Source organism: Bacteroides sp. D55t1_190419_B8 (assembly GCF_015558905.1).
Taxonomy (GTDB): Bacteria; Bacteroidota; Bacteroidia; order Bacteroidales; family Bacteroidaceae; genus Bacteroides; species Bacteroides vicugnae.
Genome location: NZ_JADMOU010000007.1, coordinates 87,397 through 105,276, shown reverse-complemented (window position 1 = coordinate 105,276; position 17,880 = coordinate 87,397). Strand labels below are relative to the sequence as shown.

The window sequence follows — 17,880 nt, the reverse complement described above, 5'->3', positions numbered from 1 at the left end:
TGCCTTTTTTAATCTTTGTGTCTCACTTAATAAATTAATCAAATGAAAGAACAAATTATTTCCTATTTACAAGGGCCTAGAAACTTCGCGGAAGGTGTGGCGCTTTATGAAATATTCGGAGTAAATCGCATGTTGAAAGCTAAATTTCGGCAGATTGGAGAATGTGAAATGACTAAAGGAGCGCTTTTCGAAGAATTACGTAAGCTGGCCGGATTATCTGAAATGGATTTTTCTTCAATGCGCAGAACTGCATACAAGAAGCCGGAACCGATACCAGAAACCGTTAAATCTGTTTTGCCTAAAACGTATGTAGATGATTCACTTATCGCATTGGCTGACCGCTTCGGTGTTACTGTTGATGAACTTGTTAGCGATGAATTTATCGAGAAAGTGTTATCAGCAGACGAAAACCAAGATAAAGTAGACGAACTGGAAGAGGAACTAGAGGAAGCAAAATCAAAGTATTGTGAAGTCCCTGAAACTGTACGTAAAACAATTCGTTTCCGGGAAGAATTTCCCTTCTTAAATGAAAAGGATTGTCCGAATGAGTTTAAAATATTGGTATCAGATATGTTTTCAGCTTATGACCTGTACCGGGAAAGTCATGAGATGTTAGCCAATACACCGGATGATGTTGCAAGTGAGGAAACGTTCAGATGGGCTAAGACAGCAGTAGAAAATTATCTGGATAACCGGGAAATGTGGGAAGAACTGGAATATTACCGGGAAAATCATAAGATATTAGGGAAAGCAAAAATTATGCAGGAACTCGCTGAAAGAAATGAAATTTCAGCTTTGCCGGATCTGGATCTCGTGAAGCAACTGAATAATGCAAAGTCGAATATATCCAAAGGTAAGAATGACCTTGAAAAATCCGACAACGAAGAAAAAAAAGCAAAGGCCCAAGCGAAAATCGAAAAATGGACTAACAAAAAAGATATCCTGGAAAAAGAAATCGAAGCTAGAAAAAAAAACTAGGTTTCCATCTTTGCAAACTGGAAATAAAGCGGGCTACATGGCGAGCTATGAAAACCCGCTTTTCTCACCCGTGCGATCGATCCGAAGTCGGGATCCAGAGTCAGAAAGTAGGTGCTGAAATTCAGTCTGATTATGAACGTCTTAATATTTTAAATAATGAATAACTTACCGGTAGACTCTTTCTTTTTCGATATAGAGCAAAGGGAAGATATACAGCGAATGGCAGCGTTAGGATACAGCCCTAAAGAGATAGCAATTTATCTAGGCGTAGATGTTGATTCTTTTGTAAAGGATGCTTATATAGAGGGTACAACAATTAACGGAATAATCCGGCAGGGAATATTAGTTTCTAGGGCTAACCCGGAAATGAAACTGCATGAACAGGCCGAAGGGGGGAATATAATTGCTATTCAACAACTGGAGAAGGTGAATAGGAGACGAACATTTGAAATAATTGTAGAGCAAATCGATGAAGATGAATGTAACTAAGCCGACACGGCTAGATCTTGAAAATATAGATATTAACCAGATCACACAGATTTTATCTACTGGTGATTTAGATACCTTACCGCCAGAGGAACGCGCCTACTACGAGCTTATGGAAATGGTTAGAGGGCTAAGGGCTAGAATGAGGTATAACGGTAAGGTAATAACAAAAGCTGGTATTATCAAGTTACTTAAGTCAGAAATTTACGGTTTGTCTGACTGGATGGCCCGACAGGTTTATTCTGATTCTATAAATTTCTTCTACGCACAAGAAAATATAAGGCCGGAAGCATTTGCGAACCTATACGCCGAGAAGCTGGAAAAGTGGGCAGATTCTATGTTTCTGATGGGGAAAGGTGAAGAAGCTTCGCGTATTCTGGAACGTGCCGCTAAATTAAGGTTACGCTTTGCTTCGACTGAAACAGAAATCCCGGAAGAACTTCTAAATAAAAAACAGATAGTCATTTATACGACAAAACGATCTGATCTAGGTGTACCGGAAACGGATCGAAAAGAGCTGGAAGAGTTTATCGATGAAATTCCAGATATACCAATGATTGTACGGGATAGGCTAAAAGAAGATGCACAGATAAAGAAATTTAATCTTAAAAAACGAATGATCGAAGATGCCGAAGAGTTCAGAGAAGACGATACAGAGGATTAATACCGATGATGTTGAAGTAAGATATTCACATATTATAAAGGTACTGACGGACTGGATAGATACTACTAATCTAATCACAAGTGCCGGTCGTGGAATGGCTAAAAGTACTGTTATACAGGCCAGACGCTCTGCCGATTGTGTTTATGATATGCCAGGTGCGGCGCTTGCTTTTGCAGCTAATACCTACACGAATTTAACAGATAATATAATGCCAGCGGTAAAAACAGGCTGGGAGTTAATGGGGCTTTATGAAGGTGTACACTACATTTCTAACAAACGCCCGCCTGAATCTTGGCGAAAAAGGTGCAGTATAATAGTAGATGATTATAAAAATACTATTTCATTTTGGAATGGATCTATAATTTTTCTAGGATCCCTAGATCATCCGTCTTTGTTGGCTGGTAAGTCAGTAGTTCATTTATTCTTTGACGAAGCTAAATACGATCAAGATAAGAAGGTTAATAGAGCTATGCCGATTTTGCGTGGTGATGCCATTCGTTACGGGCATAGTCATTACTTTTTAGGGGTAACCATTACTACGGACATGCCGGATGTTTTGGAGGGAGAATATGACTGGTATTTTCGTTATGTAAAGCTGATGAAGCCAGAACGTATTCTAAAAATAGTCCAAGCGGCAGGGGAACTAAATGAACTGCGTATTAAGCTAGTACGGGAAGAAAATAAAGAATCTCCTTCTCCTGATAAACTAAGACGGATTAAAAAAAAGATAATCTATTATGAAGCTGCCTTACTTAAGATGCGGAAGGGGGAAAGTTATTTTATTAATGCTTCTAGCTTTACGAACATTGATATTCTAACAATTGGGTATATAAAGCAACTTTTTAACGGAACACTTGAATTACACGAATTTAAAAAATCGGTGGTAGGTATGCGCCCTGGGCTTCGCCGAGATATCCGTTTTTATGTGGCTTTTTCTGAAAAGCATAAATATACAGATGGTGTGTATCATGGGGAACCGGCAGTAAATTCTAGGGATCTGCGCTTTTTACACCATGATAACCCGATAGATGCAGGCGTCGATTTTGGTAATCAACTATCCCTAATCATAGGGCAGGAAGACGGTGCATATTACCGATTACATAAGAATTTTTTTGAGTTACCGCCTAATTGGTTTAGAGAATTGGCAGATCAATTCTTAGGCTTTTTCCTGAATCACGAGGAAAAGGAATTAAACTTGTATTATGATCGTGCCGGAAATAATTTTGAAAAGCAGAAAGAAGACTATGCGCGAAAATTGAAAGAAGCTATCGAGATAGACGGGGAAGGCAACCGGACAGGATGGATCGTTAATCTTATGAGTCGCAAACAAGCTAATATCCGGCAAGATGAAGAATACGACTTTATGTTGGAGCTAATGAAGGGGGAAAACAGAGCATTACCAATTCTTTTAATTGATGCAGTTAATTGCAAAGAAGCCGTGTCTAGTATTGAGAAGGCACCAGCCGGGATCCGATACAAGGGGCAGCAAAAGATAGTTTATAAGATTAAGAAGTCGGAGAAACTGGCACCTAAGAAATTGCCTATGCTTTCTACGAACTTCTCTGATGCTTTTAAATACTTAATGATGCGTAAGCTCTGGCGGCGGGCTATTAGGGGCAAAGGCAAGGCTAGTAATGCCAGCCCTTACGTGCCGGGATTCGATGACATGGAAGGGTGATGAAGGCAATTGCCCCAATAGGCCGACCTTATACCGGGGTCGGCCTTTTTTGTCGCCAAAGTTGCGAAATGTTAATAATATTAACGTAATTAATCATATTTCACATTTCAAAAAACGAGGCAATCGCCTTTCGACTTCTGAGCGGCTCGGTCTTCGGTGTGTGACTAAAAAAAAGAATACGTACCCGTTTATGCTTATTCTCTTGTTTTTCAGTGCTTTGTAGTGAGGATGAGCAAAATTTACCCTTCAAATACAGTGTTTTTCTGTTTTTTGAGACAAAAACAGGTTCAAAAACGGGAAATTCTGCACTTTTTAGATTTCACATAGATGTTATTCATGTATATTATGATTAAAAATAAAAAATATATCTCTTAAAAACTTCCACATTTGGGAATTTTTTGTATCTTTGTATCAAACAAAAAGAAGTTATGAAAATAATCGATTCTGAAAAGCTGGAAGAGTTCATAAAAAAACATGCGGATGCTAGTAACGCTATCGAAAAATGGGTAGAAAAAATAGAGGCCGCAGACTGGAAAAATCACAATGAACTGAAAAATGATTTTCTTTCAGCCGATTATGTGGGAAATAACCGGTATGTGTTCAATATCCGAGGAAATAATTATCGAATAGTTGCGATCGTTGTTTTCTTTGCTGGTAGAATGACTATTCGCTTTATTGGTACCCACAAAGAATATGATAGGATCGACGCTAAGAATTATTAAAAAGGAGGGCATTATGAAAATTAGTAGTGATTCCCAATACAGGGAATATAAAAAGGAAATGGAAGTTTTGATCCAGAAGGGAACAAAGCTTGGTGATATGGAATTGCTTTCAGAAGCAGACAAAGAAGAATTTGTACGCCTTACTGATGCGATTTATGAATGGGAGGCCGCTTATCATCCTTTGCCTGGTAAGGTATCGACAGTAATAACGGACGCTATCAAACAACGTATGAGCATAGGCAATATAAAACAGAAGGATGCCGCTAAAAAACTGGGTGTCTCTGAATCTCGTGTAAGTGAACTTTTATCCGGTAGGCGATCGCTTAATTTAAACATGGTGAAACGTTTACGCGATAATTTTGGAATATCGGCTGATTTTATTCTGGATAATATGTAAAAAGTGAAATAATAATAAGACGAGAAAGCTTTATCTAATCGGATAAAGCTTTTTTATTTGTGGCTTTTTCTCTACATTTACCAGCTAATCATAATATAATGCAGTATGAACACACTAAAGCCGAATTTTGCCACAAAAGAAGATAACGGCGTGAATCTTTTGCGTAAATCTTCAAAGATATTTTTAATAGTCTCGCAAATAGCCGGAATTATAGGGGCTTTTGCCGGGATAATGGATTTTGATAGTTTAGGAATACCGGTTATTGCAATAGCCATTTTAATCTTTGTTGCAGGGTATTTAGTACGTGGTTTTGCTTTATGTATTGCTACGATTGCGGAAAATTCCGAAAAACATAAAGAGTAGCCAGTTAATCAGAATATATCTATTTATTTATAGGGTGCATCGGGAACGGTGTGCCCTTTCTTTTGTCCTTTACCTACACATCTTAAAAGCTCATATTTGCCTAAAAATAGAGCAATATGAATGAAATATTAATTACTACAGTAATCAGTTCTATTTGTACTGGTGGTATTACTTGGCTTTTTACTCTAAAATATACTAGGAAACAGGCCGAAGCTGATGCGATGCTATCCGTGCAAAACGTATATCAGCAGATAATTGAAGATCTTAAAACGGATCGGGTGGAGTTGAAAGAAAATATCAAGGAACTGGCGCTAAAGGTGAGTGAGAACGAACGAGAAATTAAAGCAATGAAGCCGAATCTTTGCGGGCGGAAGGCATGTACACAAAGAATACCAATCAATTAATTATATGAAAAAATATGCTTTGTATATTGTACTATCGGGAGTCTTCCTTGCTAGTTGTAGCCGCGCAACGATCGATCACCGGAAAACAAATGAAACGGTATTGTCAGACAGCGTTAAAGCTCGCACAGATACGCGAGAGGAACAAGATAAGCAGCAGGGACATAGTACAGAACGTAATACTAGAACTGACGAGGAAAACCGCGTCGTTATTAAATTTGATACGGAAAAGCCAGTTACGAAAGAAACAGGTTTACCACCAATCAAAGAAATCTCTTTTACCGGTTCCACCACTAATCAAGAAAAAGAACTTTATACGGAGATCGACACGGAGAAAAATATAAAATCAGTAATAAACGATTCAACAGCAGTAAATCGTAAGACTGATAAGAAAGAAGATATTAAGACGAGCAAAGAAATTAAGCCTTCGACTAGTTTATGGAAGGCTTTGTTATATATCTGCCTTATTGTTTTCTCCTATTATTTATTTGATGTATTGCGGGCACACTGGCCGAAAATAAAACAGTTATGGCGAAGGGTATTCAAACTATAAACCTATATACCGCTATCGAGCAGATGAAGCAAATTTCCGCAGATGGTGACACTTTTTCTATAACATTTAGAAAATACGATCGTCAGCGGAGATCTGGCGGGGATTCGGTTAGGTTGAAATGTGCTAGATTACGGCCTAAAACATCGGATGCAGAGATCGAAAATTCTAGCTATAAATTATTTCTAACTGATACAGAAACAGGCAAACCGCTAAATTGTTGGCAAATACTTGTTACAGAGTTCAACGGGATCAAAATTTACGTTTAATATGGAAATCAGAAGAACAGGCAATTTCGGATTTATAGATACAGGGGAAGGACAATTAATTTCCTTTGCCATGGGGAAAGGCTGGGCGCCTTCTTCTATTAATTTTAGCAGGCCGGATAGTTGGCAGACTAAGAAAATAAGAGTTAATGGAATTGATATCGTGCCGATGGGCGCTAATAACGACTTACCAGGAGACGTACAGCGTTTACTAGATAATTTCTACGGTGGGGAAGGTATCATGGGGAAAATACAGGGCCTACAATGGGGAGAAGGCCCGCGTTTTTTTGAAGATGCCATCGACGAAGGAAATAATAAGTTTTATCGGAAATGGATACTAGATGATAAGATCCAGGAAGATTTAGAGCGCTGGGATCATCGCGAGTTTATGTTACGATCCTTAGTTGATCTTATCCACATGCAGGGGTTTTGGACTAAGTTTATTAGAAACCGGGGGCCGCGTATTGGTGCAGCAGGTAAATTTCTAAAGTTGGAACATATACCTTATAAAAAATGCCGTTTTGAATATCCAGACGATAACCACGACTTTCCGCAAAATGTATATGTAGGTGATTGGCCGTTTCCGGATCCTACTAAATTGGCTAAATATCCGGTTTTTAACCCGGCAGATCCTTTTAAACATCCGATATCAGTTGGCTATTTCAATATTTATTCTTTTTGTAAAGATTTCGTAAGCACACCTCGTTTTCTTGGCGCTTTCCCATGGCTAGAGCTGGCCGGTACGATTGCGCCATTACTGGCCGCTTATAATGCTAATTCGTCGGCCTTAAGCTTGCACATTGAGAGCCCGCAGGGATATTGGGATGCAGCGGAAGAACGAATAAAAGACATTTGCAAGCGTAAAGGTATTGCTTATTCCGCTAAAATGCTGGAAGACTTTAAAGATGAAGCAATGGAAAAGTATGCGGCAGGTGTTACCGGACGCCAGAATGTCGGTAAATATATGCACACTACTAAATTTTGGAACGCGGAAGCCAATAACTTTGAAGGATGGACGATCACGCCTATCGATAAAAAGATAAAAGAGTATATCGAGAGCCAGATAAAAATAGCTAATAAGGCGGATGCTGCGGCGACTTCTGGTTTTGGGCTGGATCCAGTTTTATCAAACCTTATCATGGAAAATAAGTTATCCAGCGGATCCGAGAAGCTTTATTCTATAAAGGTTTATAATGCCAGTGAAACAGCTATACCGGATATGATACTTTGTAAACCGTTGATGCACTATATACGTGCGAATTTTCCGGGAAGTAAGACGCAAATAGGGCTTTATCGAAGTATTGTCAATGCGGAAGAGAACATTTCACCAAGTAGCAGAGTAAAAGAAAATGCGTAAACTTTTTGCGTCAGACATACCCAAAGAACCGGAATTACCTTTGCATGTCGATTCAGGGCCGGAAGAAACTACGGAAGCAGCAGAACAGCCAGGGAAACATGTACAATGTAAAAGGATGAAAGGGCGGCATTTCGATAAACGTGTAAAAAGTGAACTTGCACTAGAAAAGGAATTACCCTGGCATTTTGAACCGGGATGTTCCTATCACTGTATCAGCTTTGGGGATGTGGATAGCTTAACTTATTTACGTGCCATAGTCAAACAGCAGAAGATCGAATATTGCCTAATATCTACCTGGTGTATGGCTATTACTGATGCAAAGGAAATTGAAAACTGGATTGAAAAAGGATATATCGGACGAATTGATTTTTATGTGGGTGAAATTTTCCAGGGAAGTTATTCCGGTGTTTATTCCTATCTAAAGGATGTAGCAAAAAGGAATAATGGGCGGATCTGCATATTTAAGAATCATAGTAAAGTAATGGCCGGTTTTGGGGAACATTTCGATTTTGTTATCGAAAGTTCTGCAAATATCAACACAAATCCCAGGTGTGAACAGGCTACAATAACGATCGATACCGGACTATCCTGTTTTTATAAAGACTTTTTCGATGAAGTGAATAGCTTTAACGGAGACTTTGAAGGGTGGAATAAGTATGAATTTAACCAGAATAAGAAGTGATGAAAACAATCTTTGATAAAAATAACAATGGTACGTCGGAGCTAGTCGAAGCGCTAGGAATGATTGACGCTGCAACCGATTTCTCTAAGTGGAAACCTTACATACCATTAAGTGTAAGGCGCTTAACAGCTATCATAGGGCCGGAAGTTTACGACAAAGTGGTAGAATTTTATCACTCTACGGAGCCAGATTCAAAAACAGAAGAAAAGTATAATACTCTTCTTTTGTTGATGCAGCAGTCCGTAGCTTTATTTACATGGATCAAGATTATCCCCACACTAGACGCCCAACACGGGAACACAGGCCGGCAAAAGCGGTTAGGTGAACATGAAAAGGGACTTACTGCCATACAGGAATATAAAGACGAAACAAATATCCTTAATCTGGCTTATGAATCGGTAGACGCTTTGATCGCTTATTTAGATAAAGAGAACTTCGATTTCTGGTTGAAGTCAGAGAAGAAAAGAGCTATAAATCAGCTCTTAATAAGAAGCAAAGAAAAATTCGATATTTATTATACAATCGGGAGCCATCGTCTTTTTTTAACTCTTATACCGATTATCCGGGAAATGCAAGATCGCTATATTGTCCCGATAATTACGCGGAAGCGGTACGAACAGTTACTTTCAGGGAATGAACTAGGCGAAGACTTTAACGATGCAGTATGCAGACCTTTGGCCCTTCTAACGATGCAGAAGGCAGTTGAACGTTTGCCTGTTGAAGTTCTTCCAGATGGGGTAGTTCAGGTACAACAGGCCGGAACCGTTAAAGAAAAGATTAAGGCCGAAGCCGAAGCCAGGAAAGCAGTGTCTAAAAGTCTGGGAGACGATGCGGGAAAAGATCTTATAGCGTTACAAGACTTTATCGCTACTATTGAAGCCGAACCGGATGAACCGGATTTGTATTTACCTAAAGCAACTATACAATCTAAAGGTATAACGTTTTAGTATGCAAGAGTTTACGTATAATAATAAAACTAGGATGATCCCGGAAGATCTGGAAGAACTTTCGCCAGAACAATATTATCGATATTTGGAACTTGTAATAATGATGAATACCGATAACATTTCACCTTTTGAAATGAAATGCAAGCTTATTTCTTTACTCTTAAATATGAAGTGTAACTTTGTAATGTGCAGAGAGTCAATCGTTAATGAAATAAATGCCCAACTGGGCAAAATGAACTGTTTTTTTTATATAAAAGAGGAAGGGGATAAAGTAATTTACGATCCACATATTAAGACGGGACGTAATTTATTACCATCATATAAAGGCTGGATAGGGCCAGAAGATATGCTTAATGATATTACATACGGGCAATTTGTACAATGCCTAAACCTGGTTAGGGCAATGGAAGTAACCAGAAGGGATAAGGATAACGAGCAAGCAGATTATTTAATGTCTGAATTTGGTAGGATACTTTATAAGAACGAAGATCCCAAAGCAGGGGAAATACCGCCGCTGGTATGCTTTCACTCTTATATCTTCTTTTGTGCAGTATGGGAGTTGATTTGCACCGTTCCCATTCCGATAAATGGCGAGGAAATCAACTTTTCTATTTTATTTCAGGAACAAGGGGAAAAAAGGATTGATGATAAAACGGGGTGGATAGGGATCTCCTTTGAAATTGCATCTTCTGGCGTTTTTGGCAATGTGAAACAGATTAATGAAACTCCCTTTTGGGACATTTTACTATATCTGTATAAATGTCGTTTTGAATCTTTACACAATAAAAAATAGTATATAATGAAAACAAGTGATGCAGCAAAACAGGCCATAGGAACTTTTGAAGGCTTGAAATTGAAAGCGTATCGGTGCCCTAGCGGAGTCCTAACAATTGGGTACGGTCACACTAAAGGAGTATATGAAGGTATGCAAATAACCAAAGAGCAGGCACTAACCTTTCTTGCTTTGGATTTAGCGGATGTTGAAAGGAATCTTAATACCCGCTTCCCCTCAATCAGTCAAAACAAATTTGATGCGATGATAAGTCTTTCATTTAACATCGGGATCCAGGCATTTAATACATCCACTTTGTATCGTAAAGCAAAAGCGAATCTAAATGATCCGAGTATTCGGATAGAGTTTATGAAATGGGTACACAGCAAAGGAAAGGTACTTCCTGGACTGGTAGAGCGTAGAACGTGGGAAGCAAACCTTTATTTTTCTTAGCCATGGTAGATTTACAAGAGTATGAAAATTATTGGAACGGGATTCGGAATCGGATCCCGGAAATAAAAAAAGTAATTCCGGCTACTTTTGAACCGGATATGGGGAATGTAGTACAGGGACTTAAGCCGGAAGAACTTCCAGTACTGTTTTTCATTATTCCTAATGCACAAGGGAAAAGTAAAGACATCGATAATATATCGGAAGCGAATCTTTGTGTTATTCTGATAATGGATAAGACGGATCCGCAAAGGAAGAAAGCTTATCAGGTGCAAAAGGAAACACAACCTATCGCAGAAAAGATAAAAAAACGTATCCTGGAAGATAAAGCCATAGGGTGCCATCTATTTAAAAATCTGGATTTATCCAGTTTATCGACAATTCCAGAAGCTAGTTTTTATTCGATTTTTGCAGGGTGGAGCATAGCTTTTCAATTTGATACGGAATGAATGAGGAAGATCTAATTAAACAGGAATTTATACGGGAAAATATCGAGAGAGACTTCCGGGCTATTTTTGAAGCACAACGTTTGATCGCTTTAGAAAGGATATATAGTCGTGCCAGCTATTCCCAAACAGGGCAAAACCTATCACAAAGAAGATCTGGCGAATTATTGAGGGCTTTACAGAATCCACGTTATAGTATGGAGCTTTCCGGCACTGGTGTTATTGCAACTTCTAATATTCCGCTTTATATTCGTTTCCTGGATATGAAAGAACACGGGAACTATGCCATCTATAACCGGCAAATATGGGGTATCCTTTATAACAACACTCTTATGAATATACGTGACGGGTACGGGAAAGAAGTACGCGACCGTATTTTTGCCCAACTACAAGGGGCTTTCCCATAGTATTTTAAAGGCCAAATGGCCTTTTTTTGTGTCCTTTATCTTCGTAATTTGGCTGTTTACCTTTGCTTTAAAATATAAGATCATGGGAAAATTACAACCGGATTATATCACCTGGACGCTATCGCTTAACGCTGGGGGCTTACAAAAGGAAATCCTAAGAATAAAGAATAATAGTAAGGATCTTAAGGATGAAAATAAACTCCTTAAAGAGTCCATGAAGGAACTTACTTTACAAGGGAAATACCAAGGTAAGGAATACCAGCAGCTAGAAGCAAAACTTAAGGCGAATAATCGTGCTATCGGGGAAAACAACGAAAAAATAAAGCAGTGTGAAAGCCGCTTAAGCAATGTAAATAAGTCGTATGCACAATTATCGAAACAGGCGAAGAAATTGCAGTCTGATTTAGATAATACGGTGAAAGCACTGCAACCGGAAGAATATGCCCGGCTAGAAACTGAACTGGCGAAAACAAAAGCTGCAATGGAGCAGCTTAAGCCCAGAACGGAAGCCGTGAAAGAATCTTTCTTTAGCCTTAGTAAAATGAAAGCTACCGTAGTCGGTTTCTTCGTGGGAATAGGCGCTAGTATTAGTTCATTTTTTACTAACGCTATTTCAAATGCGAAAGAATGGGTGAAAGAAGGAACGAAACTGGCGGCTAATGCTGACGGGGTAAGACATGCTTTTGAGAAGTTGAACCGACCAGGGCTTTTGGATGATTTAAGGGAAGCGACGAAAAACACTGTTAATGATCTGGAATTAATGAAGGCGGCAGTACAGGCAAAGGATTTTCGGATCCCGCTTGAAGATCTGGGGAAATACTTGCAGTTCGCGCAAATGAAAGCACAACAGACCGGGCAATCGGTTGAATATATGACTAATTCGATTGTTACAGGTTTAGGCCGTAAGTCGCTTCTTATATTGGATAATCTGGGCTTATCAGCCGCCGAAATAAATGAAGAAATTGCGATAACGGGGGATCTGATGAAAGCAGTTGCAAATATTGTAGATCGGCAGTTATCCAAAGCCGGTGAAAACTATGTTTCAGCAGCCGATAAAGCCGCACAAAAAACGGCAGAACTGCAAAATCGACAAATGGAGATAGGGCGTCTTCTTCTTCCTCTAAAATCTGCATGGGGGAACTTATTTCATACGGTTAAGATCGGTTTTGCGGATGCGACAGTGTGGATACTAGAACACAAGGACAGTATTATAACGGTCGTGTCAGTAGTAACCGGGCTTATCGTTGTCTATAAATCCGTCACATTGCTTCAAAAAACTTGGAATGGGCTCTTAATGGTGGGCAAAGCTATTAATCTGGCTTATACCTCAATTATGGCTTTACAGGCTGGTAATACTCTTCGGAGTGCGGCGGCTATGAGACTGTATAATGCTTCGGTAACATCTAACAATGTAATAGTAAAGGCGTGTACTGCATCTACTTATTTGTTTGCCGCAGCAAAAGCCGTTCTCACTGGAAACATTGATAAGGCTCGGATAGCGATGCAGGCTTTTTATGCACTTACCAAGATAAGTCCATTAGCCATACTAATAACCGTAATTGCAGCTATTACGTACAAACTAACATCTTATAGAAGGGAATTAACAGCAACGGAGAAAGCAGAACGTAGTTTACTTAAGATCCGGGGAGAGGCGGCAGATTCCGTGGCTTCTGAACATCGAGAATTGAACACTCTTTTAGGAATTGCCCGAAACGAAAAGATTAGTAAGGAACAACGCATTGCAGCAATTAAGCAGCTAAATGAATTAAGCCCGGAGTATCTGGGTAACTTGACCTTGGAAACAATCAATACCAAAGAGGCTACAACGGCATGTAAGAGCTATGCGGATAACCTATTGTCTCTTGCCAGGATTCGATCAGCCAATTCCAGACTAGAGGAAATCCAGCAGGAAAAACGTGCCCTGCAAGATCAACGAAAGGATATTAATGCAAATCGTAATCTTTGGGATAGTTTTAAATTAGGGCTTGCTAAAGGCTTTAATTCGTTATCCGTAGCAGTTAAAGGCTATTCTGATACCTGGTCTGATAATGTCATTAATGATTATTTCGGCAGAGAATTTAACCGGATACAGGAACTTTCAGAAGAGGAACAGAAATTAACGGATGAAATTAAAACGTCACAGGAAGATATCATTAAGGTTAATGCTGAATCTACCCAAAAAGAAAAGGATTTAGTAGCAGCTAAGAAGGAGGAAATAGCGCTGGCCGAACGTGAGATCGCTTCAACACCGGAACTTTTGAAAGCGAAAAATAAAAAAATTGCGAAGCTGAAAGAAGAACTTGAAGCCTTGCAGGATCTAGGAGTAAATAAGAAAAAGAAACCAGGTGATTTTAATTCAGAAATAGATAAGGCTTTGGCTGGTTTGGATAATAAACACGATCAGGAGCTCTTAAAGATACGGGAGGCTAAAGAGAAGGAGCAACAGACGGAAGCACAATATAATAAAGCGGTACTGGCAGAGGATCAGCGCTATTATACGGAACGCTTGGAAGCACTTAAGAAACTGGATAAAACCACCGCAAAGACAAAATTAAAAACGTTGGCAGAAATCCAATCTAAAATAACGGAAAGCAATAAAAAACTCCTAGAAAACCAGAGGAAGCAGGATGAAAATGAAATTTCACTGTTAAAGGAACAAAGGGATAAAAAATTACTTGTACAAGAATCCGTCTACAAAAGTACTAAGACAAAAATAGAACTGGATTACGCTAATCAACAGATTACGCAACAAGCGCGTGATATGCTTTTGTTGGCCTTAGAAGAAACAAACACTAGGGAACGTCTTAATATACTTAAGAACTATCAAACCGAAGTAGGTAAAGCGGAAATACAGACAGGGAATGTAAAGGTTACGGCTGTAAAAGAAGCTGGGCAGGCGGTTTTAGAAGCTGAACTGGCTAACGCCCAGAGCCGGGCAAAACAGCAGAAAGAAATAGAATCCTTACTTTCTTCTTTCAAAAAGGAATTTAGCCTAACGAATTTGCCGGATGAAACGGATCTGCAACTTAAAGTACTGGAAGCATCTTATCAGGCACGTTTACAGATAATACGGGACTCGCTGAAACAAGAGCTTATTACGAAAGAGCAGGCAGCAGCACAAGAAAAAGCCCTCAACGAAGCAAAGGGTACGGCGGAACTTAATATTGTAAAAGATGCAGAAAATCGTAAAAATGGGATTCTCGAAAAATACGGTCTGGCAGGATTCCAACAGCGTTATAATATGCAGATGGATGCCTTACGGCGTGAGAAACAACAAGGTTTAATCAGTGCCAAGGACTATGCAGCAGCCGAAAAGCAAATAAAGCTTACGGCATGGAAAGAAGCTTTCGATTATTTTTCTGGTTTATTCGGTGATGCGATAACCGCTTTACAAGATGCGGAGATCGCCAATATGGAGGCTAAATATGACGTAGAAATCGAAGCGGCGCAGGGAAATGCCGAAGAGGTTGAACGTTTGGAGAATGAAAAGGCCGAGAAAAAACTTGAAATTGAGAAAAAATACGCAGATGTACAATTTGCTGTAAAAGCTAGCCAAATCATAGCTAATACCGCTATGGCAATAATGACCGCTATGGCGCAATTAGGGCCGATAGCCGGGCCGATTGCAGCCGCATTAATGGGAGTGACTGGCGCCGCCCAGCTTGCCGCCGCCAATTCGGAGCGCCAGAAGGTTAAGAATATGACTTTAAACAACAGTAGCAGTTCTTCTTCTACTAGTGCCGAAAGAGTCGTGAATCCGTCTTCGGGATATAGCGAAGGTGGATATACTGGAGATGGTGGCCGTTATGAAGTTGCCGGGGCGGTTCATCGTGGCGAATATGTCGTGCCAATACCGGAGATGAAAAACAAGCGGGTATTTAATATGGTGAAGGTTATAGAAAGTATCCGGCGCCAACGGACGGTAGCAAATCCGTTACCGGGATATTCAGAAGGGGGGCACGTTCAAGATCAATCGGCAAATCAAGTCAATTGCCCGGAACTGATAAAAGCGGCTGAACGACTTGAAAAAGCTTCGGAGAATTTAGGTAAACCAGCAAGAAATTATGTACTCTTATCCGATATCAACGATGCAGAGGAAATTAAATATAAGTCAGAAAAACCATTTACAAGGGGGGATAACTAATGGCATTAACTATTAAGACGCAAAAGGGAATATACGATGTTCCAGGTGATTTCCAGATGGAAGTCGAAATTACTTCTCCTATTTACACGGATAAAGGCAGCCAAACGTTAGCATCCACATTGCCAGGGACTAAACGTAATCTTTACCTAGTTGATTACATACACCGGGAAGATATTGTCAATGCGCCGGGGAAAGACGTAATGGCTATTATTGCCGATGGTATTTATCGAAGGACGGGAAAGCAAAATATAACGTCAGCCAGTAGGGAAAGCGGTGTTGTGGCTAATTTTGGTTTTGATGAAAGTTTGATGTATGAAGCTTGGAATAATGTTTCATTGAAGAAATTACCCGGACTGCCAATATATAAGCCAGAAGGAGGAATAACCGTACTAATGAATCACTTAAGCGATGTCATGCGCTATTATGTGACAGCAGATTATTATGTTTTCCCGGTACAGGTGAAGGCTGAATCTTTGAATGATGTTGTTTATCCTGAATTTATTAATCCCATAGAGAAGGTTAATCACGATGTCTATGATTTAAAGAAAAATGCCCGTACTGAAAAAATGGTACTTTCTGGATCATTGGTAGATGTGAAATTACCCGCTGGGTATGGGATATCTCCTTTTATAAAGGTATCTAGGATATTGGAACTGATCTTTTCGGCCTATGGTTTCAAACTGATAGAGAATCCCTTTGCCACTCATTATCAACTAAAAAAAATGGTAGTGCTTAATAACGTGGCGGATGCAATTGTACAAGGACAGATCGAATATAAAAATATGATGCCGGATTGTTCTGTAAATGATTTCTTAGACGCTTTGTTTTGTAGGACTGGCGCTAAGGTTTTTGTAGACGGTAATACCAGAACGGCCAAAGTTATACTGATAAAGGATGCTATAACGGCGCCTTCTTTCGCAGACTGGACGCTGTTTAAATCATCGGATCTAGTTCCTAGTTATGGGGTGGCGAAACAGTTGAAATTATCCGCTGGGACTTCATTTGAAGGTGCAGACGTTGAATGTGATTCTTTTGAAGAGTTTTTGGATCAATATAAGGGTATTGTTACGGAAGTTAAGAATACAGCCCCTGGATATATCCCGGATGATGTGTATGTCTGTTATCAGGCTTCTACCGGTAGATACTATAAGCGTAATGTAATCACTAAAAATGTGTCGATGGTATCAAGTGATTTTTTTCCGTGGGATAAGAAGACTACAAACGTCGAATATGAAGAAGTAACAGGGGCAGATGAATGTTTGCCTATGGCCTTTACTAATGGCTTCCTAGTGGGCCAATATCTTGCAGGAACGGTTAATCTGAATACAACTCTTAGAGGGGCAAAAGTTGAAGAGCAGAAAGAAGATACACCTTTATGTTTTTGTTTTGCGATGGGACTTGCAACGGATGAAAAGGGAAATTCTTCTGGATACTACTTTGGGAGTTCTCTTTGCAGGGATCCAGCAGGTAACTATTTTCGTGATCGAAGCGGTAATACTTATAATTGTTCATTAGTCTTTCGTGGGGATGATGGTGCATTTAATCGCTTTTTTAAGGGCTGGGATGCAATTTTAAGACATTCTAATCACACTCTTTCTGGTAAATTTAATCTGGATCGAATAAACTTAACTAAGATAGATACCGGACGCCCACTTTCGGTATCCGGTCAAAAAGTTATGATAGAAAGTGTAAAACATACGATGCCCTACCGGATAAATAAGCCGGCTACTGTTAAATTACGGACTATCAAACTTTTAAAGCCCTATGATCTTGAATCAGAACAGGGGATAGTAGTAATGAAGGCACAGACTACTAAATGGGTCATGGTTTCCTATACTGATAACATATTTGAAGCTGCAATTAAGGCAGCAGAGGAAAGGTATTATGTGAATTGGAGAGATATTGGAATGGTTGATATTGAAAAAGAAATAGTAACAAGGCCGACAGATGAAGAGTTTGCAGCATATTTGCCACCGTCAGAAGAAGAGGTATCTAATGGTAAAACTGTACTTAATACATATCAGGCCAAACTAAAATACACCATTGTTTATACTACTGGGACAGGGATGAATACACACTACATTAGAAGAGATATAGTTGATGATTTAACTTATGAAGCTGGGATACGGGCTGAAAGACGCTAATTTTTTGTCCTTTATCATAAAGGATA

The 17,880-nt window shown here is 39.4% G+C and carries 19 protein-coding genes; all 19 read left to right on the top strand.

Annotated elements, in window-relative coordinates:
* The first annotated feature begins 42 nt into the window (after positions 1-42).
* The 19 genes from I2I13_RS08895 (at position 43) to I2I13_RS08810 (ending at position 17,854) form a co-directional block, all read left to right on the top strand.
* On the top strand, positions 43-978 hold the full coding sequence (locus I2I13_RS08895; RefSeq protein WP_195649272.1) for a hypothetical protein: 936 nt from the start codon (positions 43-45) through the stop codon (positions 976-978).
* A gap of 156 nt (positions 979-1,134) precedes the next feature.
* Positions 1,135-1,467, top strand: a complete 333-nt coding sequence (locus I2I13_RS08890) for a helix-turn-helix domain-containing protein (protein ID WP_007209437.1) — start codon at positions 1,135-1,137, stop codon at positions 1,465-1,467.
* Positions 1,448-2,128 (top strand): hypothetical protein, encoded by a 681-nt coding sequence (locus tag I2I13_RS08885; RefSeq protein ID WP_007209438.1) that lies wholly within the window; start codon positions 1,448-1,450, stop codon positions 2,126-2,128. Before I2I13_RS08890 ends, I2I13_RS08885 begins: the two co-directional genes overlap by 20 nt.
* The gene (locus I2I13_RS08880) at positions 2,091-3,806 is read left to right on the top strand and encodes a hypothetical protein (protein WP_007209439.1); all 1,716 of its coding nucleotides are present in this window, start codon (positions 2,091-2,093) and stop codon (positions 3,804-3,806) included. Before I2I13_RS08885 ends, I2I13_RS08880 begins: the two co-directional genes overlap by 38 nt.
* Before the next feature lie 428 nt (positions 3,807-4,234).
* Positions 4,235-4,528, top strand: coding sequence for a type II toxin-antitoxin system HigB family toxin (locus I2I13_RS08875; protein WP_002562738.1), 294 nt, complete (start codon positions 4,235-4,237; stop codon positions 4,526-4,528).
* Between the two features lie 13 nt (positions 4,529-4,541).
* On the top strand, positions 4,542-4,925 hold the full coding sequence (locus tag I2I13_RS08870) for a type II toxin-antitoxin system HigA family antitoxin (RefSeq protein WP_002562737.1): 384 nt from the start codon (positions 4,542-4,544) through the stop codon (positions 4,923-4,925).
* 105 nt (positions 4,926-5,030) lie between these two features.
* The gene (locus I2I13_RS08865) at positions 5,031-5,288 is read left to right on the top strand and encodes a hypothetical protein (protein WP_007209441.1); all 258 of its coding nucleotides are present in this window, start codon (positions 5,031-5,033) and stop codon (positions 5,286-5,288) included.
* 116 nt (positions 5,289-5,404) lie between these two features.
* Complete coding sequence (locus I2I13_RS08860; protein WP_002562735.1) at positions 5,405-5,692, top strand: hypothetical protein; 288 nt, start codon at positions 5,405-5,407, stop codon at positions 5,690-5,692.
* A 4-nt stretch (positions 5,693-5,696) separates the two neighbouring features.
* Positions 5,697-6,242, top strand: a complete 546-nt coding sequence (locus tag I2I13_RS08855) for a hypothetical protein (protein ID WP_002562734.1) — start codon at positions 5,697-5,699, stop codon at positions 6,240-6,242.
* Entirely contained in the window at positions 6,218-6,508 is a 291-nt protein-coding gene (locus tag I2I13_RS24710) for a hypothetical protein (RefSeq protein WP_007209442.1), read from the top strand. Before I2I13_RS08855 ends, I2I13_RS24710 begins: the two co-directional genes overlap by 25 nt.
* A 1-nt stretch (position 6,509) precedes the next feature.
* Positions 6,510-7,862: a hypothetical protein gene (locus I2I13_RS08850; protein WP_007209443.1), complete on the top strand. Its 1,353-nt coding sequence runs from the start codon at positions 6,510-6,512 to the stop codon at positions 7,860-7,862.
* Positions 7,855-8,544: a hypothetical protein gene (locus I2I13_RS08845; RefSeq protein ID WP_007209444.1), complete on the top strand. Its 690-nt coding sequence runs from the start codon at positions 7,855-7,857 to the stop codon at positions 8,542-8,544. The genes I2I13_RS08850 and I2I13_RS08845 overlap by 8 nt, the downstream gene beginning before the upstream one ends.
* Positions 8,544-9,491 (top strand): DUF6712 family protein, encoded by a 948-nt coding sequence (locus I2I13_RS08840; RefSeq protein WP_055229926.1) that lies wholly within the window; start codon positions 8,544-8,546, stop codon positions 9,489-9,491. The genes I2I13_RS08845 and I2I13_RS08840 overlap by 1 nt, the downstream gene beginning before the upstream one ends.
* Position 9,492: 1 nt before the next feature.
* The gene (locus tag I2I13_RS08835; RefSeq protein ID WP_007209557.1) at positions 9,493-10,284 is read left to right on the top strand and encodes a hypothetical protein; all 792 of its coding nucleotides are present in this window, start codon (positions 9,493-9,495) and stop codon (positions 10,282-10,284) included.
* 6 nt (positions 10,285-10,290) lie between these two features.
* Entirely contained in the window at positions 10,291-10,716 is a 426-nt protein-coding gene (locus I2I13_RS08830; protein ID WP_007209558.1) for a lysozyme, read from the top strand.
* Positions 10,689-11,162 carry a hypothetical protein gene (locus tag I2I13_RS08825; RefSeq protein WP_370540812.1) on the top strand — a complete coding sequence of 158 codons (474 nt, stop codon included), beginning with the start codon at positions 10,689-10,691 and terminating at the stop codon, positions 11,160-11,162. The genes I2I13_RS08830 and I2I13_RS08825 overlap by 28 nt, the downstream gene beginning before the upstream one ends.
* Positions 11,159-11,566: a hypothetical protein gene (locus I2I13_RS08820; RefSeq protein WP_007209560.1), complete on the top strand. Its 408-nt coding sequence runs from the start codon at positions 11,159-11,161 to the stop codon at positions 11,564-11,566. Before I2I13_RS08825 ends, I2I13_RS08820 begins: the two co-directional genes overlap by 4 nt.
* Before the next feature lie 82 nt (positions 11,567-11,648).
* On the top strand, positions 11,649-15,710 hold the full coding sequence (locus I2I13_RS08815) for a hypothetical protein (protein ID WP_044153150.1): 4,062 nt from the start codon (positions 11,649-11,651) through the stop codon (positions 15,708-15,710).
* Complete coding sequence (locus tag I2I13_RS08810) at positions 15,710-17,854, top strand: hypothetical protein (protein WP_007209562.1); 2,145 nt, start codon at positions 15,710-15,712, stop codon at positions 17,852-17,854. The genes I2I13_RS08815 and I2I13_RS08810 overlap by 1 nt, the downstream gene beginning before the upstream one ends.
* The last annotated feature ends 26 nt before the right edge of the window (positions 17,855-17,880 follow it).

Coding starts and splice junctions, on each gene's coding strand:
- I2I13_RS08845 (WP_007209444.1), top strand. CDS start 7,855: ATGCGTAAACTTTTTGCGTCAGACATACCCAAAGAACCGGAATTACCT.
- I2I13_RS08875 (WP_002562738.1), top strand. CDS start 4,235: ATGAAAATAATCGATTCTGAAAAGCTGGAAGAGTTCATAAAAAAACAT.
- I2I13_RS24710 (WP_007209442.1), top strand. CDS start 6,218: ATGGCGAAGGGTATTCAAACTATAAACCTATATACCGCTATCGAGCAG.
- I2I13_RS08880 (WP_007209439.1), top strand. CDS start 2,091: ATGCCGAAGAGTTCAGAGAAGACGATACAGAGGATTAATACCGATGAT.
- I2I13_RS08855 (WP_002562734.1), top strand. CDS start 5,697: ATGAAAAAATATGCTTTGTATATTGTACTATCGGGAGTCTTCCTTGCT.
- I2I13_RS08860 (WP_002562735.1), top strand. CDS start 5,405: ATGAATGAAATATTAATTACTACAGTAATCAGTTCTATTTGTACTGGT.
- I2I13_RS08885 (WP_007209438.1), top strand. CDS start 1,448: ATGAAGATGAATGTAACTAAGCCGACACGGCTAGATCTTGAAAATATA.
- I2I13_RS08820 (WP_007209560.1), top strand. CDS start 11,159: ATGAATGAGGAAGATCTAATTAAACAGGAATTTATACGGGAAAATATC.
- I2I13_RS08835 (WP_007209557.1), top strand. CDS start 9,493: ATGCAAGAGTTTACGTATAATAATAAAACTAGGATGATCCCGGAAGAT.
- I2I13_RS08850 (WP_007209443.1), top strand. CDS start 6,510: ATGGAAATCAGAAGAACAGGCAATTTCGGATTTATAGATACAGGGGAA.
- I2I13_RS08895 (WP_195649272.1), top strand. CDS start 43: ATGAAAGAACAAATTATTTCCTATTTACAAGGGCCTAGAAACTTCGCG.
- I2I13_RS08810 (WP_007209562.1), top strand. CDS start 15,710: ATGGCATTAACTATTAAGACGCAAAAGGGAATATACGATGTTCCAGGT.
- I2I13_RS08870 (WP_002562737.1), top strand. CDS start 4,542: ATGAAAATTAGTAGTGATTCCCAATACAGGGAATATAAAAAGGAAATG.
- I2I13_RS08840 (WP_055229926.1), top strand. CDS start 8,544: ATGAAAACAATCTTTGATAAAAATAACAATGGTACGTCGGAGCTAGTC.
- I2I13_RS08890 (WP_007209437.1), top strand. CDS start 1,135: ATGAATAACTTACCGGTAGACTCTTTCTTTTTCGATATAGAGCAAAGG.
- I2I13_RS08830 (WP_007209558.1), top strand. CDS start 10,291: ATGAAAACAAGTGATGCAGCAAAACAGGCCATAGGAACTTTTGAAGGC.
- I2I13_RS08865 (WP_007209441.1), top strand. CDS start 5,031: ATGAACACACTAAAGCCGAATTTTGCCACAAAAGAAGATAACGGCGTG.
- I2I13_RS08815 (WP_044153150.1), top strand. CDS start 11,649: ATGGGAAAATTACAACCGGATTATATCACCTGGACGCTATCGCTTAAC.